Source organism: Oleiphilus messinensis (genome assembly GCF_002162375.1).
Taxonomy (GTDB): domain Bacteria; phylum Pseudomonadota; class Gammaproteobacteria; order Pseudomonadales; family Oleiphilaceae; genus Oleiphilus; species Oleiphilus messinensis.
In genome coordinates this window covers 5,382,501-5,409,468 of the sequence record NZ_CP021425.1, presented here as the reverse complement: position 1 = coordinate 5,409,468, position 26,968 = coordinate 5,382,501, and the positions used below count along the sequence as shown (strand labels likewise).

25 protein-coding genes are annotated in these 26,968 nt (G+C 48.2%); 11 read left to right on the top strand and 14 right to left on the bottom strand.

Annotation, left to right across the window (positions count from 1 at the left end; all coding sequences use genetic code 11):
• The first annotated feature begins 93 nt into the window (after nucleotides 1–93).
• Together OLMES_RS23485 and OLMES_RS23480 are read left to right on the top strand one after the other, a co-directional pair.
• Entirely contained in the window at nucleotides 94–1,014 is a 921-nt protein-coding gene (locus OLMES_RS23485) for a diguanylate cyclase (protein ID WP_087463486.1), read from the top strand.
• A 21-nt stretch (nucleotides 1,015–1,035) separates the two neighbouring features.
• Nucleotides 1,036–1,302, top strand: coding sequence for a hypothetical protein (locus tag OLMES_RS23480; RefSeq protein WP_087463485.1), 267 nt, complete (start codon nucleotides 1,036–1,038; stop codon nucleotides 1,300–1,302).
• 115 nt (nucleotides 1,303–1,417) lie between these two features.
• Here the strand turns inward: OLMES_RS23480 and OLMES_RS23475 are convergent, their stop codons facing one another.
• From OLMES_RS23475 to OLMES_RS23455, 5 genes are all read right to left on the bottom strand, one after another.
• The gene (locus OLMES_RS23475; protein WP_087463484.1) at nucleotides 1,418–2,545 is read right to left on the bottom strand and encodes a pyridoxal-phosphate-dependent aminotransferase family protein; all 1,128 of its coding nucleotides are present in this window, start codon (nucleotides 2,543–2,545) and stop codon (nucleotides 1,418–1,420) included.
• A 165-nt stretch (nucleotides 2,546–2,710) separates the two neighbouring features.
• Nucleotides 2,711–4,369, bottom strand: coding sequence for a pyridoxal-dependent aspartate 1-decarboxylase PanP (gene panP, locus OLMES_RS23470; RefSeq protein ID WP_087463483.1), 1,659 nt, complete (start codon nucleotides 4,367–4,369; stop codon nucleotides 2,711–2,713).
• A gap of 168 nt (nucleotides 4,370–4,537) precedes the next feature.
• Nucleotides 4,538–5,599 (bottom strand): DsbA family protein, encoded by a 1,062-nt coding sequence (locus tag OLMES_RS23465; RefSeq protein ID WP_087463482.1) that lies wholly within the window; start codon nucleotides 5,597–5,599, stop codon nucleotides 4,538–4,540.
• A gap of 3 nt (nucleotides 5,600–5,602) precedes the next feature.
• Nucleotides 5,603–6,391 (bottom strand): cyclic nucleotide-binding domain-containing protein, encoded by a 789-nt coding sequence (locus tag OLMES_RS23460; protein WP_087463481.1) that lies wholly within the window; start codon nucleotides 6,389–6,391, stop codon nucleotides 5,603–5,605.
• Nucleotides 6,392–6,431: 40 nt separating this feature from the next.
• A complete protein-coding gene (locus OLMES_RS23455) occupies nucleotides 6,432–6,779 on the bottom strand; it encodes a pentapeptide repeat-containing protein (RefSeq protein WP_087463480.1) in 348 nt (115 codons plus the stop codon).
• A gap of 129 nt (nucleotides 6,780–6,908) precedes the next feature.
• Between OLMES_RS23455 and OLMES_RS23450 the strand changes: the two genes are divergently transcribed.
• Nucleotides 6,909–7,277, top strand: coding sequence for a response regulator transcription factor (locus OLMES_RS23450; RefSeq protein ID WP_198343101.1), 369 nt, complete (start codon nucleotides 6,909–6,911; stop codon nucleotides 7,275–7,277).
• 15 nt (nucleotides 7,278–7,292) lie between these two features.
• On the opposite strand, the gene OLMES_RS23445 is transcribed toward OLMES_RS23450, so the two are convergent.
• Entirely contained in the window at nucleotides 7,293–8,858 is a 1,566-nt protein-coding gene (locus tag OLMES_RS23445) for a bifunctional aminoglycoside phosphotransferase/ATP-binding protein (RefSeq protein ID WP_087463478.1), read from the bottom strand.
• 123 nt (nucleotides 8,859–8,981) lie between these two features.
• Between OLMES_RS23445 and mrcB the strand changes: the two genes are divergently transcribed.
• Nucleotides 8,982–11,477 (top strand): penicillin-binding protein 1B, encoded by a 2,496-nt coding sequence (gene mrcB, locus OLMES_RS23440; protein ID WP_157678495.1) that lies wholly within the window; start codon nucleotides 8,982–8,984, stop codon nucleotides 11,475–11,477.
• A gap of 46 nt (nucleotides 11,478–11,523) precedes the next feature.
• The gene (locus OLMES_RS23435) at nucleotides 11,524–12,099 is read left to right on the top strand and encodes a hypothetical protein (protein WP_087463477.1); all 576 of its coding nucleotides are present in this window, start codon (nucleotides 11,524–11,526) and stop codon (nucleotides 12,097–12,099) included.
• Nucleotides 12,100–12,165: 66 nt separating this feature from the next.
• Here OLMES_RS23435 and OLMES_RS23430 read toward each other — a convergent pair whose 3' ends face one another.
• From OLMES_RS23430 to OLMES_RS23405, 6 genes are all read right to left on the bottom strand, one after another.
• A complete protein-coding gene (locus tag OLMES_RS23430; protein WP_087463476.1) occupies nucleotides 12,166–13,140 on the bottom strand; it encodes a lipase family alpha/beta hydrolase in 975 nt (324 codons plus the stop codon).
• Between the two features lie 431 nt (nucleotides 13,141–13,571).
• Nucleotides 13,572–14,855 carry a glutamate-1-semialdehyde 2,1-aminomutase gene (gene hemL / locus OLMES_RS23425; protein ID WP_087463475.1) on the bottom strand — a complete coding sequence of 428 codons (1,284 nt, stop codon included), beginning with the start codon at nucleotides 14,853–14,855 and terminating at the stop codon, nucleotides 13,572–13,574.
• 92 nt (nucleotides 14,856–14,947) lie between these two features.
• Nucleotides 14,948–15,580, bottom strand: a complete 633-nt coding sequence (gene thiE, locus OLMES_RS23420; protein ID WP_087463474.1) for a thiamine phosphate synthase — start codon at nucleotides 15,578–15,580, stop codon at nucleotides 14,948–14,950.
• 23 nt (nucleotides 15,581–15,603) lie between these two features.
• Nucleotides 15,604–16,383, bottom strand: a complete 780-nt coding sequence (gene thiD, locus OLMES_RS23415; RefSeq protein ID WP_087463473.1) for a bifunctional hydroxymethylpyrimidine kinase/phosphomethylpyrimidine kinase — start codon at nucleotides 16,381–16,383, stop codon at nucleotides 15,604–15,606.
• Nucleotides 16,383–16,805, bottom strand: a complete 423-nt coding sequence (gene hemJ, locus OLMES_RS23410) for a protoporphyrinogen oxidase HemJ (protein WP_087463472.1) — start codon at nucleotides 16,803–16,805, stop codon at nucleotides 16,383–16,385. The genes thiD and hemJ overlap by 1 nt, the downstream gene beginning before the upstream one ends.
• Before the next feature lie 4 nt (nucleotides 16,806–16,809).
• On the bottom strand, nucleotides 16,810–18,609 hold the full coding sequence (locus OLMES_RS23405; RefSeq protein ID WP_087463471.1) for a chloride channel protein: 1,800 nt from the start codon (nucleotides 18,607–18,609) through the stop codon (nucleotides 16,810–16,812).
• 358 nt (nucleotides 18,610–18,967) lie between these two features.
• On the opposite strand from OLMES_RS23405, the gene argC reads away from it, so the two are divergent.
• The 5 genes from argC (at nucleotide 18,968) to OLMES_RS23380 (ending at nucleotide 22,511) form a co-directional block, all read left to right on the top strand.
• Nucleotides 18,968–20,011 carry an N-acetyl-gamma-glutamyl-phosphate reductase gene (argC, locus tag OLMES_RS23400; RefSeq protein WP_087463470.1) on the top strand — a complete coding sequence of 348 codons (1,044 nt, stop codon included), beginning with the start codon at nucleotides 18,968–18,970 and terminating at the stop codon, nucleotides 20,009–20,011.
• Nucleotides 20,012–20,039: 28 nt separating this feature from the next.
• Nucleotides 20,040–20,795, top strand: a complete 756-nt coding sequence (locus tag OLMES_RS23395) for a DUF6776 family protein (protein ID WP_087463469.1) — start codon at nucleotides 20,040–20,042, stop codon at nucleotides 20,793–20,795.
• A complete protein-coding gene (locus tag OLMES_RS23390) occupies nucleotides 20,773–21,417 on the top strand; it encodes a bactofilin family protein (protein ID WP_087463468.1) in 645 nt (214 codons plus the stop codon). The genes OLMES_RS23395 and OLMES_RS23390 overlap by 23 nt, the downstream gene beginning before the upstream one ends.
• 175 nt (nucleotides 21,418–21,592) lie before the next feature.
• The gene (gene erpA, locus OLMES_RS23385; RefSeq protein WP_087463467.1) at nucleotides 21,593–21,946 is read left to right on the top strand and encodes an iron-sulfur cluster insertion protein ErpA; all 354 of its coding nucleotides are present in this window, start codon (nucleotides 21,593–21,595) and stop codon (nucleotides 21,944–21,946) included.
• 64 nt (nucleotides 21,947–22,010) lie between these two features.
• Complete coding sequence (locus tag OLMES_RS23380) at nucleotides 22,011–22,511, top strand: DsrE family protein (RefSeq protein WP_087463466.1); 501 nt, start codon at nucleotides 22,011–22,013, stop codon at nucleotides 22,509–22,511.
• Nucleotides 22,512–22,542: 31 nt separating this feature from the next.
• On the opposite strand, the gene OLMES_RS23375 is transcribed toward OLMES_RS23380, so the two are convergent.
• Nucleotides 22,543–23,691 (bottom strand): anhydro-N-acetylmuramic acid kinase, encoded by a 1,149-nt coding sequence (locus tag OLMES_RS23375; RefSeq protein WP_232465186.1) that lies wholly within the window; start codon nucleotides 23,689–23,691, stop codon nucleotides 22,543–22,545.
• 91 nt (nucleotides 23,692–23,782) lie between these two features.
• Nucleotides 23,783–25,261, bottom strand: a complete 1,479-nt coding sequence (locus tag OLMES_RS23370; protein ID WP_198343100.1) for an OapA family protein — start codon at nucleotides 25,259–25,261, stop codon at nucleotides 23,783–23,785.
• Nucleotides 25,262–25,485: 224 nt separating this feature from the next.
• Here OLMES_RS23370 and tyrS point away from each other — a divergent pair, with 224 nt between their 5' ends.
• Complete coding sequence (gene tyrS / locus OLMES_RS23365) at nucleotides 25,486–26,685, top strand: tyrosine--tRNA ligase (protein ID WP_087463465.1); 1,200 nt, start codon at nucleotides 25,486–25,488, stop codon at nucleotides 26,683–26,685.
• The last annotated feature ends 283 nt before the right edge of the window (nucleotides 26,686–26,968 follow it).

The window sequence follows — 26,968 nt, the reverse complement described above, 5'->3', positions numbered from 1 at the left end:
TGAAGTCCATGCGCTTGTGCGCAAATCTGAACCATAATGTTGGACTGGGGCTATACTGGAGTTTGACTCAGTCAAATAATGGATCGTTGAGCCATGAAGGTTTTGGTCGTTGAAGACAGTAAATCTGTGAGATCTCTGATTGCTGCTTATGTTGAAGAGGCGGGGCATAAGGCTATTCCGTGTGGGAGTGGCACAGATGCGCTCGCTTTTATTGAATCCGAACCCGTTGATTTAATTCTCATGGATGTCGAGATGCCAGGATTGGATGGTTATGAAACGACCCGTCGTATACGGAGTCGAAATAAAGAGATTTGGTTTCCCATCGTATTCCTCAGCTCCAAATATTCCAGCTCCGATTTTGTTGAAGGTGTGAATGCGGGGGGCGATGCCTATCTGGCGAAGCCGGTAAACGGGCCGGTGTTGCAGGCCATGGTTCGCGCGATGGGGCGAATTGCACAAGCCCAGGAGCAACTGCAGGCAGCAAAGTTGGAACTGGAGCGGGTTGCGACCCATGACACCTTGACGGGGACGATGAATCGTCGAGGCTTTTTGTCTGTGCTGGAGCGAGAGTGGCGTCGTGGCAAGCGCGAAAGTTTTCCGATGTCATTGATCGTATTAGCCGTTGATGCCTTTAAAAGTTATAACGATAACTATGGCTTGGCGAACGGTGATAAGTGTCTCAAGTTTATTACCGATTGTATTCAACGCTCGGTGCTTCGACCGGCGGATCTCGTGGGGCGTATCGGTGATGAAGAGTTCGCTATTATGTTACCGAATACCGAGCTTGCCGGGGCAGTTGATGTAGCTGAAAGAATCCGACAAAATATCCTGAAAGCGGCACGGGAGCATCGTTACTCTCCTGTTGCCGAAGTCGTGACAGCGAGTTTGGGGGTTGCGTCTCAAGTTGAGGGTCTTGCTGACCCTGAGGTGCTTTTTAAAGATGCCAACGGGTGTTTGTCGAAAGCGAAACAGGAAGGCCGGAACCGGGTTGTCGCAAACTTCCAGCATAGCTGATTAATATCAAGGAGTTAACTTATGAGTAGTGTAGAGGAGAGCCGCCAGGGGAAAGTGATTGATGAACTGAAAACATTCATCAAAAAAGTACTTTCAGATCCAGGATTAGCTCAAAAATGTATGGAGATCGCTCGGGAGTTAAAGGATGAGCCTGATGCACAGCGGAAAATTGCGGAAGCGATCAGCTCGCAAACGGTCGTCCGTATACCGGAAGTAATGAGTGAAGCCGATAAAATGTTTATCGAGATCATTCATGATGTTTTAGAGGACGAGTCTGCGCTTTATTAAAGTTCTGAACCTCAACACGAGGCTGCATTCAGATTGTTGATTTGGACGCGGTCATCAACCCGCCTGGAGATTCTCGTCCCCAGGCTGAGTTTGAAGCAAAAGCGTAATCAGTTGATTACCCGAGTTGCTGTAATGCTTCTTCGAGAGCCTTAAGGCATAAAGATACATTCTCGTTTCGTGCGCCGTAGCCGAGCAGCCCGATTCTCCACGCCCGACCGGCGAAGTCACCCAATCCTGCACCGATTTCGAGATTGTACTCGTTCAAGAGGAATGAACGTACAGTCAAGTCATCTACCCCATCCGGGATGTGGATCGTATTCAACTGAGGTAAGCGCTCGGCTTCCGGAACAATAAAATCTAATTCCAGTGCCCTTAGGCCCTGTGCGAGGTGATCATGCTGTTTACGGTGCCGTTGCCACGCATTTTCGAGTCCCTCATCATGGAGTAATACCAATGCTTCATGCAGAGCATAGAGAGAGTTGACCGGAGCGGTATGGTGGTATGCTCGTTTTCCATTTCCAGCCCAGTAACTCATTACCAGGCTCTGATCAAGGAACCAGCTTTGTACCGGGGTGCCCCGTTGTTTTATTTTTTCGATGGCGGCTGCGCTGAAGGTAACTGGCGATAGCCCCGGAACCGAGGCCAGGCATTTTTGGCTACCGGAATAGACCGCGTCCATCTGCCATTCATCCACTTTGACCGGAATCCCGCCGAGGGAAGTTACCGTGTCCACGATTGTCAGACAGCCATATTGTTTGGCAATGCGGCAAAGCGACTCTGCATCGGACATGGCTCCAGTAGATGTTTCAGCATGAACAAAGGCGACAATTTTGGTATCAGGGTGCTCTTTCAGGGCCGCTTCAAGTTTTTCCGGCGTAACGGCTCGCCCCCAGGGGTCATCCACGGTAATTAGCTCGCCGTTACTGCGCAGTACGTTCTCACGCATGCGTTCACCGAAGACACCATTGCGACAAACGATCACTTTGTCGCCCGGCTCGACCAAGTTTACAAAACAAGCTTCCATACCTGCTGAGCCTGGCGCCGAGATTGCCATGGTGTAGTCATTTTCGGTTTGAAATGCATACTTCAGCAATGATTTGAGCTCATCCATCATCTGGATAAACAGCGGATCCAAATGGCCAATGGTTGGGCGTGAGAGGGCTGCCAGGACTCTGGGTGAGATATCCGTTGGACCGGGTCCCATTAAAATACGTCTAGGTGGGGTGAAAGATTGAAACGGCATCCTATTAGATTCTCTTTCTTAATTATTCTAGATGGCACAGGATGGCCAAGTGTAATTCCTGACTATCCTGTGCGTGAAAGAGCTAACATAACACCGATACCGAAAATTACCAACTGCTGGGTTATGCCGTGTGCAAGAATTTGTAGTCTGGTGAACCCTACAACACTAGGTGGTTGCCTGGCGTACTTCAGATACGAGTGTTTGCAGGTGTTGAAGTTCAGTAGCGATGCCCGGTTCTGCGGACAGTTCCCGTTGCTCCTCGAGAATGCTGGTCAGGATGTCAGGCGTGGTTAGCGGGTTGGCCAGTACGACCCTGAAGACAACACAGGGCGATCGTCCATACACTGCCGGATTCAGGCGAGTTCGGGACACAAAAGCCTTACCCCGCTCCCGCTGTGTTTTTTGTATACTTTTGGTCACCCGGCTCAGGATTTGATTGATTTTATTTGTTTGTTCCTGACTGGCGACCTTTAATGCTGCCTGGGCTTCTGCGGGACAATAGCGGTAGGTCAGAATGTTAAGTTCAGGCGGGGTCACTAATTCAAAGTCAGGGTGCTGTTCGATCAAGTTTGCGAACAGATTGGCTTTTTCGATGCCCTGATTGATCAGAAGCTCATAGCCATCTTTACCAATAACCTTTAGGCCGGAATGGATCAAGAGTGCCATTCCGGGTCGAGAGCCTTCCAGTGTTGTGCTGCCCAGATCCCGTGAGCCCTTACGAATAATGTATTGGGCATGATGTTCGATTGCGTTGACACTGGTTGGGTTTTTATAAAGTACCAGACCACTGCCCATGGGCACATATAATTGTTTGTGGGCATCAATGGTGACGGAATCCGCTTTCTCAATGCCTTTTAGTAAATGGGAAAACTTTCGTGAAAAGAGCGTCGGTCCACCCCAAGCGGCATCGACATGGAAGTGGGCATTGAACTCTTTGGCTACGTCGGCAATATCTTCCAGCGGATCGACATTGCCTGTCTCGGTTGTTCCCGCGATTCCAATGATAGAGAGGATTCGGATCGAATCTTTTTTGAGACGGATGCATTCGTTGCGCAGTGCATCAATGTCCATTTTATTTTGGTCATTGGTCGGGATCGGGATGATGTAATCATGTCCAATGCCAAGAATGTCGGCCGCTTTCTTCAGTGAGTAATGCCCCCGTTCTGAAACCAGAACAGCTGCACCGGTATAACCGTAGTATAACAACGCGCGGGTCAATCCTTCCCGGCGAATACCTTTAAAGCCACCTTCTTCGGGAAAGGCCAGATTTCGTGCCACCCAAAGTGCCGTTAAATTTGCAACCGTTCCACCGGAGCACATACTGCCTAGTGCGTGCAGAGGATCGTGCATCCATTGCGCATAATAGGCGTCATCATGTTGATAAATCAGGCGGTGTAACATCCCTAAAACCTGACGCTCCAATGGTGTAAAAGCCTTGGACGTCTCGGTTTTCACCAGGTTCTGATTCAGCGCAATCATGATTTTTGACAGCGGCAGCATGAAATAGGGCAAGGCCGATGTCATGTGGCCAATGAAGCTTGGTGCGGCAGTATGGACTGAGTTGGAGACCAGTTTATCGAGCAGGAACTGAGCCTGTTCAGAAACGAACATGGGTTTATCTGGTATACCGGAATCCGCAAAGTCCTTTTCAACTTCAGAAAGATCCCGCTCAACCGCTACAATGTGCTCTTGTAAGAACCCTGCGAGATTTTTCGAAATATAGTCTTCAATCTGGCTTAAGGTCGATTGCGGGGCCTCGGGTGCGGTAAACACCCTGTACATGCTTTCGAGATTGGCATTTGCCGTTTTTTTTCTGCTGGCCATGGCGAATCGAAAAGGTCATCTGGATTGAATTGCAACTCACCCTTATCTATCGTGGGTGAGCCTGAACAGGCGCGCTAGTATATTACTAGTGCAAACAGAAATAAATAACGATCATTCAATCACCGTTTTTATCTCACTTAAGGTGTAATCCGCCGGTTGTAGAACCAATTAATGATTCGAGTCAGCCGCTTTTCCGGCAATGTATTCTGTTAATTCTGCTTTCAGGTCATGACCATCGAATTTTCGGCCATTGATGAACAGGGTTGGTGTACCCCTGACATTCAGATCCCATCCTGCTTTTTGTCCCCGTTGCACATGTTCTCGTGCGGGAAGCGATGTGAGACAAGATCTGAACTTGTCCAGATTGAGTTTAAGGTTCGTAGCGGTTTCAAGTGGCCAGTCTTTATCCAGATCGGATTGTTGCTGAAATGCGAGCGCATGATAGGGCCAGAATTGCCCCTGCTCACCAGCACAATATGCCGCTTCCGCAACTTTTTTGGATACCCCGGAACTGTTGATGGGAAAGTCGATAAAGGTTAGCTTGATCGCTTCAGGGTATTGCTCGATAAGCTGATTCAGTGTGTTAAAAGCTGTTTTACAATGCGGACATTGATAATCTGCAAATTCGACGATGTGTAGTGGCGCTTTTTCGGGGCCCTTGGTCGGGTAATCTTCTGTATCAATATCAACTTTCTGGCGCACGGGCTTGGGCAGCAATACCGTTAAATCTCCGAATTGTGTCAGCGCCGAATAGATTTGGTTCTTCTTCTCTTGTTCCTGTTTTTGTGTCAGGTATTGCCTTATATTCTCTTTCACAGCAAAAAAAGGCTGACCAATCTGTTCCTGATTGTCTTTCCAGAACTGTTCAATTGCCTGTTCGGTGATGGGTGAAATTGAAAAGAGCTGTTGCCGGGCCTCATCGAAAGAGAGTTGCTTGTCTCGCGCAAACTGGGCGACATGGAGTTGCAGGCCAGCATCAATCAGTAGTAATTGCTTGTTTTCATATGTCTCATGCTCAAGGTCTGAATAGGCCAGCGCAATGGATACAGGCAGTTCATCAAGGCGGTAATCTTTGCCTTTGTAGTTGAGTAGTACCGCTGGTGAATCTGTAGTTCCTGAATTTTCTGATTGTTGGTATGTCAGCGTTGTTGCTACGAGCATGCCTACAGCAAAGGCGCCAAAAGCGATGAGTAATCGCTGTCTTAAAGTATCTGAAGTGTTCTTGGTCATGGGCTAGTAGAAGTCCTGTTCAGAATTGCTCAGCCGGGCATTCATGGAAATAATTTGATTGGCCATTGTCTCGATAAGTTTCAGGCACGTTTCAGGTTGGGCGTGGAGTAGCTCGACAAATTCTTCTTTTGGAACCGCCATCACCGTGCAACTACTGGTTGCCATGACTGTTGCAGAGCGCCTTCCCGCAGTTAAGCATGCAATAGCGCCAAAGATTTCACCCTCATGAATCTCACCGACTTCAGTTTTATTGACCAGTACCTTCGCAGAGCCTTTCAGCATTGTATATACATTGTCCGCGAGATCGCCCTGATGCAGGATAATATCGCCTTCAATATAGCGGGTAAAGCCGGCAGTAGGGCGCAGACCTTTTTTGGTTGCCGCTGCGTAGGCATGGGCGAAAACACTATTTTGTAATAAAATCGCTTTTTGCCAGAGGTTTAGCGCTTCTGGGTGGGTTGCGATATGCTCGTAAAACGCTCTATTTTCCCAAATATGAACGGTTACCGGGTCTTCTGCCAGTAAACAAATACCGGACTGACTTCGGGATTGCAATATTAAATCACCCGGCTGCAGGATAAATACGGTTTTTTCGCCCCAGCAAGCCTGCAAGAAGCCTTTCATAACAACGCCGACTTGGCCGGCCCCCACGATGTTGTGATAGGCCGTGGTGGGCAGCAGATCGACGCTGCTGTGGTTTGGTGGAAGGTGTTTCACCAGCAGCTCTATGGTTGTATTGAACTGTTCGATGAGCAAGTCCACCAGTTCTGGATGTGTACCTGGTAAGTACATCAGTCGTTTACCTGTATTTTAATCGTGTAATCCGAATTTTTTAACCCTTATACCGCATGCGTGTACCATGGTTTAAAGACATCACGATTTCGTCTGCACTCAGTGCTTCAGGGAAGTAGCAGCCTGATATTTTGGTGCCCGCGATACTGGCCCCTTCGAGGGTGCATTGGCGGAAGTCGATACCCCGCAGATCGGCTCCGCGGAAGTAAGCGTTACTGAAATTCAAGCCTTCTGCATGCATGCCTCTGAGATCCAGACCGCGAAAGTCGCAAAAAGATAAGTCCGGTAAGATAGCCGTGTTTTGTTTTTGCGTGTTGAAATCAGCGATTCGTTCCGCTCGGAGTAGTTGGTAAAGGGGGTCATCTATAATTTTTATTTGATCCGGCATAAAACGCTCCCGTAATTAATCCCACGTACAGGTTATTCTTGCATGCTGTTGTTATCAGTATAGATGATCCCGGACTTTCGTCGAAATAAGCGGCTATACTGGAAAAAATACGACTATCAGGAGAAACCCGTGGCGGACAAATCGGAACCTAAAACCATACTTATTGTAGACGACAGCCGAATCTCCAGAATGATGTTACGGGCGATTGTTGAATGTGAATTCAGTCATTGGAATATTCTGGAAGCCGCCAATGGTGAGGAGGCAAAGCGGTTAAGCGAGACAAATCATATTGATTTTATTACGCTGGATATGAATATGCCCGGCCTGGATGGTCTTACCGTTGCGCCGGAGCTGAAATTAAATTCACCGGGTGTAAAAATTGCGCTGATCACTGCGAATTTTCAAGAGCGAGTTCGTGCGAAAGCCGAAACACAGGGGTTGGTATTTATTCCCAAGCCGATCACCGAAGACAAAGTATTGAACTTTCTGGAACGGTGAACGGCTTGATGCCGTTCAGAGCGATAACTTTTTACGTAATGAGTGAATCAATGCCTCGACCTGACCCTCTTCATCCGTTCTGACCCTCAGAGTATGCTCCAGTTCTTCCTCGTCCAGTGGCTCTTGACTTTGCTGTTGTGCTTCCAGCACCTCTAACGTTGCATCGGATGCATCCTGCCCTGTTTCAGCGCGCTGGGTTATCCAGGTCTTGATGGTTTCAGGATCAGCATCGCAGTCAATCAGGATGCAGGCGACGCCTTCTTTTTCCGCAATTTCAGAGCAGAGTGTGCGTTGCCAGCGCTTCAGATTGGTGGCGTCAATTAACACTGCAAAGCCGGAATGTAACGCTAATTCAGATAGCGTTGCTAGGCGCTCATAGGTTTTTTGAGTGATTTCCTGGGTGTAAATTCCTTCTCCAACCGCTGCGGTTGCATCACTGTTGACAGCAAGCGCGCACAATCGTTTCCGCTCTACGTCAGAACGCAGCTGAATCACGCCCAGGTTTTCTACCAGTGCTTTTGCAACCGTCGATTTACCTGACCCCGATAACCCGTGTGTTAGCAGTAGATAGCGGTTCGGGACGAAAGAATAGCGCTCGGCCAGATCGGCGTAACGTTGGTATGTGTCCAATAGCTCTGCTCTGGCTGTGTCATCAAGGGACGGGTTCCCCATCGTAAACAGCGCAATCTTGGCGCGAACCATGGCGCGATAGGCTTTATAAAAATAGACCAATGGTAAGGCCTGATAATCACCGGTCTTTTCCAGGTACCGGTTGAACAAGCGTCTGGAAAAGTGATCCAAGCCTCGGTTTTCGAGATCCATGAGCAGAAATGCGAGGTCAGAGAGGGTATCGATACAACGGAAATCGTCGTTGAATTCAATACAATCGAATAAGATAACCTGATTGTCTTGCAAAGTAACATTGCCCAGGTGAATGTCACCATGACATTCTTTTATATGGCCCTCGTCCTTGCGACGTTGAAACTCGTCTTTCAGGCGTGCATACGCCGAATTGGCCCAGCCTTCCAATTGTTCAAGTTGTTTGAGTTGTTTGTCATCATTCAATAGCGGGCGGATTTGCTCAAAGTTTTGTGCTACCGGAGCGAATATGGCTTCAGGTGTACCGAGTTGAGTGGTGTTTGCAACGGGCTCGATTTTTTGATGAAATTCCGCGATGATGTCGCTCAGCTGATCGATGTGCTCTGCTTTCAGTGCGCTGTTTTCCTGAAGGCGATCAAGTAACCCTTCCTGCGCAAATTGTTCCATCTTTATGGCGTACTCGAATGGTTCACCGCCAGCATTAAACGCCGGGGTATCGGGTGTACCGGTAATCGGAATGACATCCAGATAGAGCGATTCCGCAAGACGCCGATTCAGGCGAAGCTCTTCTTTGCAGAAATGCTCGCGTTGAGCAAGGGTAGAAAAATCTAAAAAGCCGAAATTGACCGGTTTTTTTATTTTATAGGCATAAGGTCCGGTTAAAATAACCCAGGAAATATGGGTTTCCATTACCTTGAATTCTGCAACGGGGTGATCATACAGCTCGGGGTTTTGCAGAGCCTTTATCAGGTCTGTGCTCACAAGAATCTCCTTTTTGTTGTCAATGAGGACATCATAACGGTAAAAAACGGGAATAGCGAAATTAAGCGCGGAAAGTCCGCCCTTGTGTAAAGTAAAGACTCAGGATGAGCTTTCAGAGGTATTATGACAAATAAAGGAAAAGCAGTGACAAGCAAGGCGAAGACTGATCAAACTGGCAACCGTGCCGTGAAGAAACCGGCAGGTGTGTCAACGGACAAAAGTAAAAAGACCCGTGCAAGCGGTAAATCCAGTGCCCGGAAAACGAAGGCGAGCAGTGGCGCACGCACCCAGCCAGTGAAAAGCCAGCCTGCGAAAAACCAGTCTGCGAAAAAAAAGAACAGTGATGGCTCCGGCAAAACAGCCAGATTCCGTTTCCTGCCAATCATGCTCAAACTTTTTGCGGTTTTCTTTTTGGTCGGCAGTGGTTGGGTGATCTATCTGGATGCCACTTTGAGGGACCGCTTTGAAGGAAACAAATGGCAAATTCCTGCCAAAGTGTATGCCCGTCCATTGGAAATATACTCAGGCGTCGCGCTGAATGCAGAACTCCTTGAATGGGAGTTACAGCAACTTGGCTATCGCGAATCATCAGGGCTGAATAAGCCCGGAAGCTATTTCCGACAGGGGCGGATGTTTCGTCTCTATACTCGGGGCTTTGCGTTTCCCGATGGGCAAGAACACGCACAGAAGGCGTCGTTTGAAATCACGCGGGATGTGCTCAGTAATTTGCAGGCGGGGACTGGTGATGACCTGATCCGTCTGGAACCGTTACAAATCGGTGGCATTTATCCGAATCAACAGGAGGAACGCATACTGCTCCAATTGGATGCTGTACCGGATGTTGTGATCAAAACATTGTTGGCGGTTGAGGATAAAAAGTTTTGGTCCCATCACGGAATCGCCCCAACAGCCATATTGCGAGCATTGTGGGTTAATACTCAGTCGGGGCGGGTCGTCCAGGGGGCGAGTACCCTGACCCAACAGTTAGTAAAAAACTTTTTTCTCTCCCATGAGCGAACCCTGACACGCAAGGCCACCGAAGCGGCCATGGCTGTGTTACTCGACTTCCATTACAGCAAAGAAGAAATTCTCGAAGCTTATTTAAATGAAATCTATCTCGGTCAGAGTGGTAATCGTGCAATTCATGGTTTTGGCAGCGCAAGCCAGTTTTATTTTGCCCAGTCTTTAGAGTATTTGGAGTTACATCAAATATCGCTGCTGGTTGCATTAGTGAAAGGTCCATCCTACTACAACCCTCGTAAGCACCCGGAACGTGCGCTCGCCCGGCGTAACCTGGTACTGGATATCATGATGCGAGAACAGATTATTTCAGCAGCACAAGCGGATGCAGCAAAAGCAAAACCTCTGGGTGTGACCAGTAAACCGGTCTATACCGAAAATCGATACCCGGCATTTCTGGATTTGGTTAAGCGGCAATTACAAAAAGAATACCAGCAGGAGGATTTGGAATCTGAAGGACTGAAAATATTTACGACCATGAATCCACAGGTACAGCATCAGAGTGAAACCCGTCTTGCTAGTGTATTGAATCAACTGGAAAAACAAAAACATAACAAGTCGCTCGAAGGTGCCGTGGTCATAACCGGAGCGGAGAGTGGTGAGTTAATCGCACTGGTTGGCGGACGCGATGCTCGCTTTGCGGGCTTTAATCGCGCAATTGATGCAAAGCGACCCATTGGGTCTCTGGCGAAACCTGCGGTCTACCTTGCGGCTCTGGAGCGTTCAGATCAATACACATTGAGTACGCTACTTGAAGACAAACAGATTACTGTGCCGTTACCCAACGGGAACGTCTGGGAGCCGAAGAACTACGACGGCCAGGAGCATGGTATCGTTCCGTTGCATATGGCGATGGCGCACTCGCTCAACCTGTCTACGGTGCACCTGGGAATGTCCCTGGGGGTAAATAATGTGGTTGAAACTTTCGCCAAGCTGGGTGTTAAAGAGGAGATTGATCCGTTTTACTCTCTCTTTCTCGGGGCGCTATCACTCTCGCCTTATCAGGTTGCCACAATGTATCAAACCATTTCGGCATCCGGGTTCAATGTGCCGGTTCGGGCGATTCGCGAAGTCGTTGATGCAGACGGTGGACCGCTTTCCCGGTATGAATATGAGCTGCAGGCTCAGTTCAAGCCTCAGACTGTATATCTGCTGCATCGAATGATGCAGGAAGTGATGCAGGAGGGAACCGGTCGGTCTGCATACCAACGTCTGAGCCCAAAACTTAATCTGGCTGGTAAAACCGGGACGACCAATGATTCAAGGGACAGTTGGTTTGCTGGAATGACGGGGGATTATTTAGGCGTTGTCTGGGTCGGACGAGATGATAATCAACGTACAGCGCTGACCGGAGCAACCGGTGCACTCCGGATTTGGTCCGAAATAATGCGGGGAATGCCACAGCGTTCTTTCAATCCGGTACTGCCTGAAGGCGTTGATCATTACTGGATTATGGAAGAATCTGAAAAGGTAACGGATTCAGGGTGTGAGGGGGCTCGAGAGCTTCCTTTTATTGTGGGAACTCAACCGGTAGAATATCAGAATTGTCAGTCAGGTTTTGGTCAGATTAAAGGCTGGATCAAAAATCTGTTTGATTGACAGGTCTATTTGGGACGCCATTATCGAGTTTGGAAGGAGCAGTGTTATGTTTGCCGCATTGGCAGGGATGCAAGTCAAAAATATTCGTCAACGTCAGCGATTGTCATTAGTACGCAGGGCAGTCTTGTGCAGTGCGGTTGTTTCAGCGGTTTTGCTGGAGGGGTGCGCTCATCAGGCCTATCGTACTGGTCAGCCGGTGGTTGTTGAGTCGAGTCCGGCGGAGCCTGACTCTGTGTCTCAACCCAAGCAAATACCTGAAAAAACACCTGTCCGCAAAGCACCTGAAGTGCGGTATGACTATGTCCAGATGTCAGCACCTGCTCGAAAGCTGGTTGGGGAGGCTTACGCTGCGCTCCAGAAAGGGCGTTGGCAGGCGGCATTATCCAAAGCAGAGCGAGCTCAGCGCTTAAGCTCAAAATCACCAGAACCCTACGAAGCGCTGGCCGCTGTTCGCGCATTCAAACAAAATTATCCCCAAGCTGAACAGCTGTATTTAAAAGCGTTGAGCCTGGCGGGGAAAGATGCCAAAAAACGCGCCTCCATATGGCGTAAAGTCGCTCAGGTTCGTCGGGATAATGGTGACGTCTCCGGGGCAGATCGGGCCCTGGCCAATGCGAGGTGAGATGACGAACTGAAGGAAAAAATGAAGGTGGTTGCTCACCTTCATTTCCTGTTCTGATGCTGAAGCTTACAAGCCTGCTTTTTTCAAACGATTGGCATGTTGCCGGTAGAGTGTAATCGGGTCAGTTGTAAACAAGCCATGCATACCAAAAATGTGGTTCATTGCATCGACATGATTCATGCTGTAGTTGTCGCGAATAACCATACCCAAATGGCTGCTGCAGCGCCCGACAAGTCCATCGCTGGCCCCGTCATAGAATTGATCAGACACCATGAAAAAGTAATCCAGCGGATCTAATGCATTGGTAAATATTGATGTTCCACCCCAGGAGTAGTAGCGGATACCATTAACCTGATAGGCTCCTTCTCCGCAATCGGAGACGGGGACACCGGCAGGAAAATCCTGATTGAATTGCAGTGATTTTTCCGTGGTATAGTCCTCCAGCATGGCCATCGCATCTTGAGGGAAGTCTGAAGTTGAATTGCCGGAGAGAACTTCAACAGCGGCACCAAACAGGTTAAACAATGTGGCCAACGTGTCTTTGGTTGCACTGCCGAGATCGCCAGAATTGTCCAGCTGTTTCGATACATCCCAGACCCAGTCTGCGAAGTCGAGTCCCTTGTGGCCACCATGAACCGATGTGATTGAGGCAATGTGAGTCGGGTCTACCCCGGCTACCCATCGTGCTGTTGTGGCGCCACCGCTGTGTGCGACGATGTTAAACTTCTCGGTTTTATATATTGCGGCAAGACGCTCAAGTTCGAACATCAGTTGTTCTCCGCGACTTTCAGTGCCGTTAAAGGCCGACAAGTTCACGGGGATAACGGTAGCGCCATCTTCTGACAATTCATCGGGGATTCGATAAAAATATTCGATGCCGAGAATGTCATCAAATGCCATAAATCCGCCAATCATCACGATGGGATATTTGGTTTTTGTGTAGTCTGAAGGCGGGAACAACCAGTCGAACCAGCCTGCATGAGCGGGAAGTGTGAAAAGGTTAAGTAGTATTCCGGCAATCAGCGCTTTTCTAAGCTTCATGTTATTTTTTCCTTTCGCAAAATCAATTTATTATGTTTGTCTTTTAGCAAACGAAAGAATGCGATGCTTTTCGTTGTTTTTGATTTGGCATCTTGCCCCGTCAGGCAGGGCACCTTGCTTACTTTTTCCCGTTAGGGTTATTGTTTTCTGTTGTATTAGCGTCTTCTGTCTCTGCAGAGGTTTTGCTGGGAGTCATATCGCAACCAGTGGGCCAATTGCTGCAATGAGAGAGGAACAATCGCCCATAAGAGTGAGTAAGTGGTACGAAAGTGTCAGAAAAGTGTGGGCGTACTCACAGTTCCGAAATGTGGGTTTAATGCAGGAAAGGTCTTCTGAAGCAGTTTTTTTGGTAGTAAGGTAACATGTGTTACCGAGTGTATCGAAAGGTAACACATGTTTTTCGGGCGTTGGCGACTGTAGCGGGATTTAACTCAGGACAGTGTTGCAAATACTTTCTTGGCCGCTTTCAGGGTGGTATCGATGTCGGCTTCAGTGTGTGCTGAAGAAACAAAGCCTGCTTCAAACGCCGAGGGAGCAAGATAGACTCCTTCTTGCAACATGCCATGGTAAAACTGTTTGAAACGTTCCTGATTACAGTCCATGACCTGGGAGAAGTGGCTGATCGATTGTTCTTCCGTAAAAAAGAAACCGAACATGGCGCCGACCTGATTTGTGGTCAGGGAAATATTCGCGGCCTTGGCCGCTTCCCGCAAGCCTTGCACTAATCGTTCGGTGAGTTGTGCCAGGGTGCCGTAGAACCCGGGTTTACTGATTTGCTGCAGCATGGTGAGTCCGGCCTGCATTGCCAGCGGATTGCCGGACAATGTGCCAGCCTGATATACCGGCCCCAGAGGCGCAATGTGTTCCATAATCTCCCGCTTGCCGCCGAATGCACCAACCGGCAGACCGGCGCCAATGATTTTGCCCAGTGTTGTCAGGTCAGGCTTGATATTGTAGAGGCTCTGCACACCGCCTAGTGCGACCCGGAATCCGGTCATCACTTCATCAAAGATCAGAACGGTTCCGTATTTGTCACACTGCTCGCGAAGGGCTTCCAGAAAACCCGGTACTGGGGGAACACAATTCATATTTCCCGCAACGGGTTCCACAATGACGGTTGCCACCTGATCACCGAGTGTAGAAAAAGTTTGTTTCAGGGCGTCAATATCATTAAAGGGGAGTGTGAGTGTATGTTCAGCTAAAGAGGCAGGAACGCCTGGCGAGTTTGGCACGCCCAGGGTCAGAGCGCCTGAACCCGCTTTTACCAGAAGTGAATCTGAATGTCCGTGGTAGCAACCCTCAAACTTGATAATTTTATCCCGTCCCGTATACCCTCGAGCCAGGCGAATTGCACTCATGGTTGCTTCTGTTCCTGAACTTACCATTCTGACCATTTCGATCGATGGCATTATTTCACATACTTTTTCAGCCATCTCGATCTCGATTTCAGTAGGGGCACCAAATCCGAGACCGTGTTCCAATTGTTGTTTAACTGCATGCAATACAGCGGGATGTCCGTGCCCCAAAATCATTGGGCCCCATGAGCCGACATAGTCAATATAACGATTGTCATCCTCGTCAACGAGATAAGCGCCTTCTCCGTGCTTGAAAAATACAGGCGTACCGCCTACACCTTTGAACGCTCTCACGGGGGAGTTTACGCCGCCAGGAATATGTCGTTGTGCGCGTTGAAACAAGTCTTCGGATTTAGTCATGATTAAACCTATGTGTTTTAAAACCTATGCATTTTAAAATCTGTGCGTTTTCGGGTTCTATTCTGGTTAGCGTATTGTGATTGTGGTCCGCTTTAGCATCTAAACTGGTCGGAAAACGCGCTAGCTCGCGCAGTGATGTCTGTTGCAGAAAACAGAGCATGAACCACCGCCAGCATATCCGCGCCCTCTTTCAAGGGCGCTGACGCATTCTCCAGAGTGATGCCGCCAATCGCCACAATTGGAAGCGTGAAGTCGCGTTTGGCCTGGCTGAGAATTGCCATTGATGCAGCGGGCGCTCCAGGCTTTGTTTCTGATGGGAAAAAGCGGCCAAATGCAAGATAGTCTGCACCTTGGGACTGGGCTTGTTCCGCCAGTTGCAGGCTGTCATGGCACGTTGCTCCGATAATTTTATCGGGACCGAGTATGGCTCTGGCATTATTGATCGCCATGTCCTCTTGTCCCAGGTGGACGCCATCTGCATTGCAAAGGTTAGCCAATTCTACATCATCGTTAATTAGAAGTAGGGCTGAAAATGACTCGCAGAGTTGCTTCAAGCTTTTCGCAATCTTTAGTTTTTCTGCTGTTTGGGGGTGCTTATCCCGGTATTGGATAACACGAGCTCCGCCCGCAAGGGCTTGCTGCACCCCGGTGATCATTTTGGCTTCCGTGGGCATCAAGACTGGATCGGTTATGGCGTACAGCCCCTTGAGTTTATGTTCTGTCATGGGTTGTGGCTATCATCTATTGTTCAATCCTCAATTCTACACGGTATCGACTGTCCTTGCCCAATTCGGTAGGCGTTGCGGATTGCCTTATCGGTAAACGTTTGGGCTTCTTTGCAGCTTTTGATCAGGTTATATCCTTTGGCCAGGCCCGCGCTTATTGCGGCTGCCAATGTGCAGCCGGTGCCATGAAATTCGCCTTCTATACGAGTCCATTGCCAGCGTGCAATCAACTTTCCCTGACCGTAGAGCCGGTTTTCCAGTTCTGCACCGGGCTCATGCCCACCTGTGACCAAAATATGCTCGCAACCTGATGCGGTCAGAGAGACGACAGCGTCATTAATTGTGCTGGCGCCAGTCAATTCCAGGAGTTCTTCGCTATTCGGTGTGATAAGGGTGCAAAGTGGATAAAGCTTCTCGTAATCCGCTCGGGCGCGATGACCATTGAAAAGCTTACCACCACCGCCAGCCCGCAGCACCGGATCGATGATGAGCGGCACTGAAAGTTGCGCTGCTGCAGCCCTGACAACTTCAATAATCTGGCTGTCTCCAAGGGCTCCGACTTTGATCGCGTTTATTCTGACATCAGTTTGCAGTGCTTCGATTTGCTGTCGGATAAATTGAGCCGACACTGCTTGGGATTGGAGCACCCGGGCTGTTGTCTGCACCGTATTCAGCGTCACAATGGGTAAAGGGTGACAACCTAACAGGCTGGTGGTTTGGATATCCGCCTGGATTCCCGCTCCACCTGAGGGGTCTAGTCCGGATAAAATAAGTACATTTGGGGGGGAGGTATACCTGGGCATCAGAATGGTTTCACCACAACAAGAATAATTACAATCACGAGAATGAGAACAGGAAACTCATTAAACCAACGGTAGAACACATGGCTCCGGGTATTTTTATTTGCGGCGAATGATTTTACCAGTACGCCGCTGTAGAAATGGTATCCAACCAGTATCGCAACGAGGAAAAGTTTGGCATGCAGCCAGCCTTGGGAAAAGTAACCCGAAGCGTTGTAGCTGAGAAGCCAAAAGCCAAACACCAGGGTCGCAATCATTGCTGGAGTTGTGATCCCCCGATAGAGCTTGCGCTCCATTACTTTGAATCGCTCTTGGCTGATCTGATCTTCACTCATGGCATGGTAGACAAATAATCTCGGCAAATAGAATAACCCGGCAAACCAACAGACCATTGAAATGATGTGTAGCGCTTTTACCCAAAGCAAATTCTTATCTCCTTTTGTACTGGTAGTAGTTTTCGATATCCTGCCGACTCAGAACGCCGAGTATGGTTTTGATCGTTGGTGCGGAAACGCGCTCAACGTAGAGTAATTCTGCGCCTGAATCGTCGAAGCGGTCCAGGGCTTCTTGTAATGTGGCTTGGAAATAGAGTGATTGTAAGTCTTTTCGTTGAGCCGGGATAGCCATCAAATCGATTGATTTGTCAGGTTTTTTATCGATTTCGGTAGTATTATCTGCAGTTTCTGTTTTCGGTTCAGGCTGGTTTTGGGTATCGCCCAAAAATCGGACTAGATCTGCCGCAGGCAGAGCGGATAAGGGGGTTCGATCTGACTCGACGATGATCCAGCGTGGTTCGGATTTGAGTAAATCTTGTGCTTCCGTGTAGGTAATGAGTTTGTTCGCTCGTTTTATACTTCGCTCCATGATGGCCCCAACACTGACTCGTCGCAAAGCCTGTATGACCGGATCTGTCTGGTAGTTCAACCCTTGCTCACGGAGGATCGTAAGGAAGACTGACTTTTGATTCATGATCTCACTGGCTATCAGACTGGATACGACAATGACCAGAATACCCGGTAGAAGAATATGTGGATTCAACGTCAGTTCCAGTAGCGCCAGAAGCGCGGCAAGAGGGGCCTGAAGTGCGCAGCCCATCATTGCGCCCATGCCCAGCATGGCGAAAAAGCCTGGACTTGTTGTTGTATCCGGCCAGAAGTACTGTCCGACGAGACCGAAGGCGCCACCAATTCCTGCACCGATGAATAACAGGGGGCCGATCAATCCACTGGGCATACCCAGTCCCACTGCCATAGAGGTGATCAGCAATTTAACAAAGGCAATAATCAACAAGCTGCCAATGGCAATTTCACCCAATATGGTTTGATTCACAGTGTCGTAGCCAATACCCATGATTTCGGGAAAAATAACGGCTGCCATCCCTGTGAGTAACCCTGCCACACTGACTCTGAGTAGAATGGAATGCTGTTTGAAACGCATGAAAAACTGCAGGGTATTAACGAAGAATGCCGATGCCACGGCAATAACACAGGCTAATAATAGAATTAAAGGAATATCGGACAATGAGTCCAATGAAAGTTGTGGAACCACAAAAGCGGGTGTGTTGCCATACACGGTTTGGGTGATGATCGCAGCCGTAACAGAGGCAATAATTACCGGCGAGAAACTCGCAATGGTGAACTCCATCATCACAACTTCCATCGCAAAAATAACACCGGCGATTGGGGTATTAAAGGATGCTGAAATCGCTGCGGCGGTACCGCATGCTACCAGTGTTCGAATGCTGTTATTGGGTAAGCGCATGAATTGACCCAGCAGGCTGCCGCAAGCGGAACCCAAGTGAACTGCAGGGCCTTCGCGGCCGGCAGACTGTCCACTCACAAGTGACAGGATGCCCGTGACAAATTGCACCGCAGCGCTTTTCAGCGTGATATAGCCCTGATGGTTGGCGAGCCGTTCCATTACATAGGCAACGCCGACTTTTCGGTCGTTTACGCCCATTAAATAAAGCAGTATGGCGGCAACCAGCCCCCCTGACACCGGTAGTATAAAGTGCATTGCAGTACTGAGACTCTCAAAGCCTTCTGGATCACCATCCGGGAGGAGCATCGTTAAAGGTGCTTCGATCATGTAGCGGAAGAGCAGAATAATGCTGGCGGTAATGGCTCCCGAAAACAAACCCAATACGGTAAGTTGTGGTAGCGCATCCATGCTGGCGAGCCGCCGCCTGAACAGCTGGATATATGCTTCGTGGAGTTTTTCCCTAATCATGTCAGCTCCAATCTCACTGCGCTTATGCCGCACCGGAAGTACAACTTTACATGCGCGAGTGTGCTACTGGCGAATATACTCTGTCTAAGATGCAAAAGTACTGTGTTTTAGCCGCAAAAGTATTTGTTGCCCGCAAACGGTGTACTCTCATGCTAACAGGCATTGCCATTAGAATATACGTTGCTTGAGGTTTCCCGCACAATTTTGCAATCGATTGTAGAGCTGTCCTCGCCAAATCTGCGCCAATGATCCATAAATTAATCAATTATATTGGTTTAGAGTTGTGCTGGGAGCCTGTTTTATGGATCATTTGTGCTCTTGAGTAGTTTAATTAATTGAACAAAGTGAGTCGTTTACTATGTCTGATAAGAAAGCAAGTATAGGAGTTGTTGGCGGGACTGGTTACACCGGTGTTGAGCTATTGCGCCTGCTTGCGATTCACCCCAATGCGGAAGTAGTGGCGGTGACGTCCCGGTCGGAGAAAGGCAAAAAAGTATCTGATCTATTCGCCAATCTTCGTGGTCATGTGGATGTGGAGTTTTCCGATCCTGACGATGGCGCACTTAAAAATTGTGACCTTGTATTTTTCGCTACACCGAATGGCGTCGCCATGCAGTCGGTACCCGAGTTGCTGGCGGCCGGGGTGCGCGTGATTGATTTGGCGGCAGATTTTCGAATCAAGGATGAGAAGGTATGGTCAACCTGGTATGGTCAACAGCACGCTTGCCCAGAGTTATTGGATCGTGCCGTGTATGGCTTGCCTGAATTAAACCGGGAATTGATTGCAAGTAGTCCGTTAGTGGCGAACCCGGGATGCTATCCCACTGCGGTACAAATCGGTTTGTTGCCTCTGTTGGAAGCGGGTGTGGTTGATGCTCGACGAATTATCGCCGATGCCAAGTCCGGCGTAAGTGGTGCCGGGCGACAAGCGAAAGTGGATTCATTGTTCGCTGAAGCGGCAGAAAGTTTTAAAGCGTATGGTGCATCCGGGCATCGACATTTGCCGGAAATCAAACAAGGCCTCACTCAGGCTGCAGGTGAGGCGGTGGGTCTGACTTTCGTGCCTCATCTGGTGCCCATGGTTCGAGGTATCGAGGCAACACTGTATGCTGATCTGGTTTCTCATGATCAGGATTTACAGTCTCTTTTCGAAAAACGGTATCAGAATGAGCCTTTTGTTGACGTGTTGCCGGCGGGAGAGCACCCGGCAACTCGCTCAGTCAAAGGGTCTAACATGTGTCGGCTGGCATTGCATCGACAGCCGGATAGTAATGTTGTTATCGTGACGTCCGTAATTGATAATCTGGTGAAAGGTGCTGCAGGTCAAGCGATCCAAAACATGAATATCATGCTAGGCTACGCTGAAACGGCTGGATTGAATTTTCCAGCGGTGTTGCCTTAACGCAATCGGTTACGGATAACTCAATTTTATGTCAGATTTGTCTGATGAGAAGTTAATTCTCGTTCCGTACAAAAAAGGGCGCCGTTTCCGGCGCTTTTCAATACTGCTGGTTTTTTCAGTGATGGCATCCTGCGCGGGCTTTTTTATGGGGCAGTGGCGTGTCGAGCTTGCCTATGCTGAAGCGCTACAGCAACGTGCCCAGTTGCTCAACAGTATCAAGCTTTATCAAAAAACAGATATGGAATTGCGGCAAAAGCTTGCTAATTTTGAGCGGGGCCAAGCCATTGATACAGAAGCCCGGAAAAATGTACTGCAGACCATTCAATCGCTTGAGTCCCAAGTGTCCCAGCTGAAAGGGGATGTGACGTTTTACAAAAATATCATGGCGCCCTCCAGTGGCGACAACTTGCTTCAGATTCGCAAGGTTGAAATATCCCCAAGCAATAACGAACGCCGCTTCGGATATAAATTTGTGCTGGCAAAGGTTTCAAACAATAACACTTATATTTCCGGGGTTGTTGCCGTCAATTTAATCGGAGAAATTCACGGCAAAAAGGAAATTTTTCCACTTCGGGATATCTCTGAGGAAACGGAACTTGGCATAAAATTTAGATTCCGCTATTTTCAAAGTATAGAGGGTGATCTTGTGCTGCCAGATGCTTTTGTGCCTGAAAAGGTTCAGATCGTGGCACAGTCAAAAGGCAAAAAAGCCGTCAGAGTTGAAGATACGTTTGATTGGCGCGTTGGGGAGACCGGTTCGGATGTGGGGAAAAAAAGCGGATAGCAAGAAAACGGATGTAAAGAAAGTTCATACGCACTTTGATACGTTGATTTCGAGTCAAACCAGTATCAAGGGGAATATGAATTTCTCGGGTGGATTACATATTGACGGGAAAGTAAATGGCACGATCAAGGCAGAGAATCTCGAAGATGCTGTGGTTCGAATCAGTGATGTCGGAGAAGTGGATGGTGATGTCATTGCCCCCCATATTATTGTCAATGGTACCGTGCATGGTGATGTCTATGCGGCACGACACATTGAGCTCGCGGCCAAGGCTTCAATCAAAGGCAATGTGTATTACCACTTGATTGAAATGGCCATGGGAGCTGAAGTGAATGGTAATCTGGTCCACTTGAAAGACCCTGAACAGGTCTTGTCCAAGCAGGATACTGCGCAAGTGTTTACAGGTAAGGCTCATTCAGAGAGTTCCAAGAAATTGTCATCAGGCGAAGATGTGAGCAAAAATAATGGTAATGTTCCGGCCAGTGCTGTCCGCGAGAAGGCCATGTCGGGCAAGTTAGCTGGGGGCACCGAGAAATCGGTGTTAGATAAAACGGCTGACAAGGCTGCGTTTGAAAAAGGAAGTGTGGCATCACCAAAAAAGTCTGAATTGGCATCACACTGATACTCATCGGGGTTTCCGATGTCGTGGTCTTGGCATTGTACTCCCCTCTTAATTTGTGTCTGGGGAGCTCAATGCTCGTCGAATAGTTGACTATATTTCTCGGTTAATTAGATAATGGCATCATTATTCACTAATCTGCACAGATCGTCTGTGGCTGAGAGGAGTTCTGCAATTTATGTCTGCTGTTCAATCCCATATACCCGCACCGATGGTTTTGAGCGATAATGCGGTCGCGAAAATCAAAACCTTGATCGAAGAAGAAGGGAATTATGAGCTTGCACTTCGTGTATTTATCACTGGAGGGGGGTGTTCAGGTTTTCAGTATGGCTTTTCATTTGATGAGGAAATCGCTGAAGATGATACCCAAATAGAGAAAGAGGGTGTAAAGTTGGTGGTCGACCCATTGAGCTATCCCTATCTCGTTGGGGCCGAGGTGGACTACAAAGAAGGTTTGGAAGGTTCCCGTTTTGTGGTGACAAACCCAAATGCAACAGCCACTTGTGGTTGTGGATCTTCATTCTCGATTTAAATGAGTGTTATTCCCTTGCCAGTAGTTCCCGCTTTAGGAATCTGTTGTTAGTTTGTGAGTTCTCATGACAAAAGGATTATTGCTTTCCCGTATTGGCCGATGGGGTGTGATAGGTTGCATTCTTCTGGTGGGCGTGTTGCTGGCGCGGTCTGTCAGTGCTGAAACGCCATCCCAGGTTGTGCCATTAATCGACTCAGGATCGGAAGGAAAACGTTACGTTGCAAGAATTGAGCTTCATACACCCGAGGAGATTGAAGCGCTGTTCGGTAAGGCTAGCCAGTTAATTGAAGACGGGGAGCATTATTCCGGCGGTGAGCCCATTGCATTCATATTACATGGTCCGGAGATCGGTATTTTTGCCAAGTCGAACTTCCAAAAATACCGGAGCTTGGTTCGTCAGGCTGCAGAATTGGATGCGTTCAATGTGATTGATTTGAAAGTATGTGAATATTACCTGCAAAAATTGAATATTTCGCCTGCTGATTTACCTCCATTTGTAGAAACGGTTCCTTTTGGTCCGACTGAAAAAAAACGCCTATTGAATCAGGGTTATGTTCACTTCTAGTTAAACGTAGCGCACTTAAGTAGCATTATACTTAAACGTAGTATACGGCTCCGAGAATATTGTCTTTGTGCGCCCCTGTTACCGTTGCGCGACTTCCGGTTCTTTGGTTAAGTGTTCTGTGTGCCAGCCAGGCAAATGCGCAAGCTTCTACCCAGTCCGGATCGATACCTGTTTCAGCAGATGACCTTACCCTTACCCCTTTACTTTGAAGGTGGCTCTGAAGCCGAGCCATGAGTAAGAGGTTATGGGCTCCCCCCCCACACACTATGACATCCCCGCAAACGCTAAGTTCTTTTAGTGCGTTCGATACCGTTCGTGCTGTGAGTTCGAGCAAAGTCCGCTGCACATCTGCTGCCGATCGTTGCTCTGTTCCAAGCATTTTGGCTAGCCAGGATGAGTTAAACACTTCTCTTCCTGTACTTTTTGGGGCCGGCTGTGCGAAATAGGGTTCAGATTGTAACATGTGATCAAGCAATAGCTGATCTGTGGTGCCTTGGCTGGCCCAGTCCCCGTTAAAGTCAAAATGGGCTCCTTTGTGGCAATTGATCCATAAGTCCATCAATACATTGCCTGGTCCTGTGTCAAAACCGATCAGCTGGTTGTTGTGATGCAGTGAAATGTTGGCCATCCCACCAATATTTGCCACTGCCGATATGCGTTCTTGGTTGAGAAATACAGCTTCATGAAAAGGTGGAACGAGTGGTGCACCTTGCCCGCCGTCGGCAACATCCTTCTGGCGAAAATCTGCCACAGTGGTAATGCCGGTTAGATTGCTTATGGTATTTGGGTCGCCAATTTGGAGGGTGTAACCCACTTTTTCGTTGGGGTAGTGTCGAATGGTTTGTCCGTGACTGCCGATAGCTGTGACTTGTTTTGGCCTGATGTTTGCCTTTTGAAGTAGATTCAGTGTCGCTTTTGCGAAAAGTTCTCCCAGCATTCGATCCATCGTTTTCATGCGATGGATTTCGTTGTCTCCTGTGTTACACAGGCTAAGAATTTCAGACTTTATGTCTTCCGGAATGTTGTAACTCAGGGTTTCCTGGAGGTGCAATTTTTCGCCTCTCACGGTAATTAGAGCTGCATCGATACCGTCGATACTGGTGCCGGACATCAGGCCAACATAATAGTTTTCATGTATAGAGTAGTTCTGATGCTCGGTGTGTGGAGATATTGGATGCACAGGGGTCTCGGTAAAGCTTCAAGGGAGGGAAGGCTCGACCGAATCAGTATGGTATTCATACTGATTCGGTCTGTGATATCTGAGGTTGATTTTAGTTCGCGTTGTTGTGCTGCTCCCGGTTGTTCGCAGCTAACTGGTAACTTGCCGAATAGGTTTCCAGTTGCGCGAGATGCGTTGCGGTTTGAGCTTTGAAGCGTTGCATTTCGGACTTGGGAATCGGTTCCGATTTCGGGAATTTAACCGTCAATGGGTTTTTGTGCACACCATTTACCCTGAATTCATAGTGGAGGTGTGGGCCTGATGCGAGGCCTGTACTGCCGACATAGCCAATAATCTGCCCTTGCTTGACGCGAGATCCACCGCGAACGCCTTTGGCGTACCGGTGCATGTGAGCATAAAGCGTTGTAAACTTCTGGCCATGCTGTATTACAACTGTTTTACCATAGCCGCCTTTTCGCCCGGCCAAAAGCACTTTTCCGTCACCGGTGGCACGAATTGGTGTTCCGCGCCCTGCGGCATAGTCAGTGCCCCGGTGTGCTCGAATCTTGTGAAGAATTGGGTGTTTTCGTTTTAAATTGAAGTGTGATGATATGCGGGCGAAATCGACCGGACTTCGAAGGAATGCTTTGCGCATGCTATCTCCGGCTGGCGTGTAGTAGTTGCCATTACCCTTGTCGTCACGGTAAAGAACTGCTTGAAACTGATTTCCCTGATTCATGAATTCTGCAGCGAGAATTTTGCCGTTCCCGATTTTTTTGCCATCCAGAAATAGCTCTTCATACACTACATTAAAGGTGTCGCCTTCTCGAATATCGAGCACGAAATCGATATCCCAGCCAAAAATATTGGCTAACTCCATGGTCAATGACTCATTCATGCCTGCCTTTTTTGCTGCGAGGAAGAGTGACGAGTCAATAGATCCCTGGGCAAATGCTGTGTGAACATCAGGCGTTTTGGTCAGTTTTACTGAGTGAAACTTCTGATCGTCGCCCCGGTAGACCTGGAAAGTGTTGAGTTGAGATTGCACCAGCTCGATTTTCAGTAACTCGCCACTATCGTTTTTCAGAAAACGAAGCGTTTGACCCGGATGGATTTGAGCAAGGTCCTTATTCGACTTATTGTCGGCAAACACGCTATAGATGTGTTTGTCGCTCAAGCCTGCTTTGGCAAATAATCGAGATAGTGTATCTCCAGACTGAACAGTAAAGCTTTCCCATTTTTCCGGCGGAGTCGGGCTGCCCTTGTCCTGTTTAGCGTGCGTCAGCTCATCAGTTTCAGAATGCTGGACTGGATTGGCGACGGAAGAAGCTGTATCTGTGAGGTTTTGAGTGGCTGAATCTACAGCATCACCCAGCTTTGGTAACGAAGGCGGCAGTTTTGTGTTTACAGTGCCTAGATCCTGACCTTCTTTGTCTTGAGTTGTGAGTGGCGTTTCGGATGAGACCGGTAACGTCACGGAGATGCGGTTCGCCTCAGCATCTTTGCCATTGCCCAGCGTCAGGGCTGCGGTTACTGCAACGGCGATGGCGGATACTGCGAACAAGTGAGTTTTTGGAAATTTCTTTAACACAATTAAGCCTATTACTGATCCATCTTGGTAAATTACTTGAAGTATAGGTTATATCTTAGACTTATTTCAAAATCGAAAATCAGAAACAGCATAATTGAATTGAACAAAAGCTGCTATAATGGCGCGCTTCTTTCGATTTAATATTAGTAATTTTTAATGTATTCCGTAAAAGTGGGTGACAATCAGGCCCAAAAACGTAGCGGTTGGTATCAGAGGTTGAATTTATGACGTCAGTGCAAGAGGCGATGTCTATCATCGGTAGAGGGACAGAAGAGATCATCGTAGAAGAGGATCTGGTCAAAAAGCTGGAAACAGGAAGAACACTCAGGATTAAAGCTGGCTTTGATCCCACTGCTCCGGATTTGCATCTGGGTCATACCGTTTTGATCAATAAATTACGTCAGTTTCAGGAATTGGGTCATGAGGTCATTTTTCTGATCGGTGATTTCACTGGCATGATTGGTGATCCTACTGGAAAGAGTGCGACACGGCCGCCCTTAACGGAAGAGCAGGTCCTGAAGAATGCGGAAACTTACAAACAGCAGGTTTTTAAAATACTTGATGCTGAAAAGACAACCGTGCGCTTCAATTCTGAGTGGATGAGTGAGATGGGCGCTGCAGACATGATCCGGCTTGCGGGTCAGTACACGGTGGCGAGGATGCTGGAGCGTGATGATTTCAGTAAACGCTTCAAGTCAGAGCAGTCTATCGCGATCCATGAGTTTTTGTATCCTTTGGTGCAGGGCTATGATTCTGTCGCATTAAAAGCGGATGTTGAGTTAGGTGGTACAGACCAAAAGTTTAATTTGTTGATGGGACGCCTGCTCCAGAAGCATTACGATCTTGAGCCGCAAACTATTATTACGATGCCAATTCTGGAAGGGTTGGATGGTGTGCAAAAGATGTCCAAATCACTCGGCAACTATATTGGTGTCAATGATGCGCCTGGTGAAATGTATACGAAGCTACTCTCAATGCCGGATGAATTAATATGGCGTTATTTTGAGTTGTTAAGTTTCAAATCTTTGGATGAAATTGCTGATCTGAAGCGTTTTGTTGATGAAGGCGGAAACCCGCAAGATGCTAAAAAAGCGTTTGCACATGAAATTATTGAGCGGTTCCATGATGCCGATGCTGCAGCGACTGCCCACAAGCAGGCCGGAAACAAAATCGGATTAGGTGAGATTCCCGAGAATGTGCCAGAGGTTGAGGTCGAATTGGGGGGGGCTGATGAGCTACCAATCGCAACAGTAATGAGAATGGCTGGCTTGGTAAAGAATGCTGCAGCGGCGAAAGATTTATTATCTCGAGGTGCAGTCTATATAGATGGAACCCCGCTCGAAGGGTTTCTGATGTTGAAGCGTGGCGACGTCAAAGTTATTCAGGCGGGCAAGAAGAAAATCGCTAAAGTTAGCGTTTGCTGATTTCGACCGAAGGAGATGTAAATTTATTTTCATCTTTTTTAAAAAAAGGTGTTGACGGGAAGGAGAGGATCCTTATAATGCGCATCTCCTTCAGACGGGACGGCCCAAAACGCGGCACGAAACGAACGAAGTGAAGCCAAGGCAACCTCAGAAATGACAGCGTCTGGCAAGATTTAACCGGTTGATTTTAAGTGCAATTTAACGTGATTTAAATTGCTCCTAAGATCTTTCGGGCCAACACTTTTCTTCAAATCGCTCTTGAGCGAAACGAAAAAAAAGAGTT

Coding starts and splice junctions, on each gene's coding strand:
- OLMES_RS23485 (WP_087463486.1), top strand. CDS start 94: ATGAAGGTTTTGGTCGTTGAAGACAGTAAATCTGTGAGATCTCTGATT.
- OLMES_RS23480 (WP_087463485.1), top strand. CDS start 1,036: ATGAGTAGTGTAGAGGAGAGCCGCCAGGGGAAAGTGATTGATGAACTG.
- OLMES_RS23475 (WP_087463484.1), bottom strand. CDS start 2,545: ATGCCGTTTCAATCTTTCACCCCACCTAGACGTATTTTAATGGGACCC.
- panP (WP_087463483.1), bottom strand. CDS start 4,369: ATGGCCAGCAGAAAAAAAACGGCAAATGCCAATCTCGAAAGCATGTAC.
- OLMES_RS23465 (WP_087463482.1), bottom strand. CDS start 5,599: ATGACCAAGAACACTTCAGATACTTTAAGACAGCGATTACTCATCGCT.
- OLMES_RS23460 (WP_087463481.1), bottom strand. CDS start 6,391: ATGTACTTACCAGGTACACATCCAGAACTGGTGGACTTGCTCATCGAA.
- OLMES_RS23455 (WP_087463480.1), bottom strand. CDS start 6,779: ATGCCGGATCAAATAAAAATTATAGATGACCCCCTTTACCAACTACTC.
- mrcB (WP_157678495.1), top strand. CDS start 8,982: ATGACAAATAAAGGAAAAGCAGTGACAAGCAAGGCGAAGACTGATCAA.
- OLMES_RS23435 (WP_087463477.1), top strand. CDS start 11,524: ATGTTTGCCGCATTGGCAGGGATGCAAGTCAAAAATATTCGTCAACGT.
- OLMES_RS23430 (WP_087463476.1), bottom strand. CDS start 13,140: ATGAAGCTTAGAAAAGCGCTGATTGCCGGAATACTACTTAACCTTTTC.
- hemL (WP_087463475.1), bottom strand. CDS start 14,855: ATGACTAAATCCGAAGACTTGTTTCAACGCGCACAACGACATATTCCT.
- thiE (WP_087463474.1), bottom strand. CDS start 15,580: ATGACAGAACATAAACTCAAGGGGCTGTACGCCATAACCGATCCAGTC.
- thiD (WP_087463473.1), bottom strand. CDS start 16,383: ATGCCCAGGTATACCTCCCCCCCAAATGTACTTATTTTATCCGGACTA.
- OLMES_RS23405 (WP_087463471.1), bottom strand. CDS start 18,609: ATGATTAGGGAAAAACTCCACGAAGCATATATCCAGCTGTTCAGGCGG.
- argC (WP_087463470.1), top strand. CDS start 18,968: ATGTCTGATAAGAAAGCAAGTATAGGAGTTGTTGGCGGGACTGGTTAC.
- OLMES_RS23395 (WP_087463469.1), top strand. CDS start 20,040: ATGTCAGATTTGTCTGATGAGAAGTTAATTCTCGTTCCGTACAAAAAA.
- OLMES_RS23390 (WP_087463468.1), top strand. CDS start 20,773: ATGTGGGGAAAAAAAGCGGATAGCAAGAAAACGGATGTAAAGAAAGTT.
- erpA (WP_087463467.1), top strand. CDS start 21,593: ATGTCTGCTGTTCAATCCCATATACCCGCACCGATGGTTTTGAGCGAT.
- OLMES_RS23380 (WP_087463466.1), top strand. CDS start 22,011: ATGACAAAAGGATTATTGCTTTCCCGTATTGGCCGATGGGGTGTGATA.
- tyrS (WP_087463465.1), top strand. CDS start 25,486: ATGACGTCAGTGCAAGAGGCGATGTCTATCATCGGTAGAGGGACAGAA.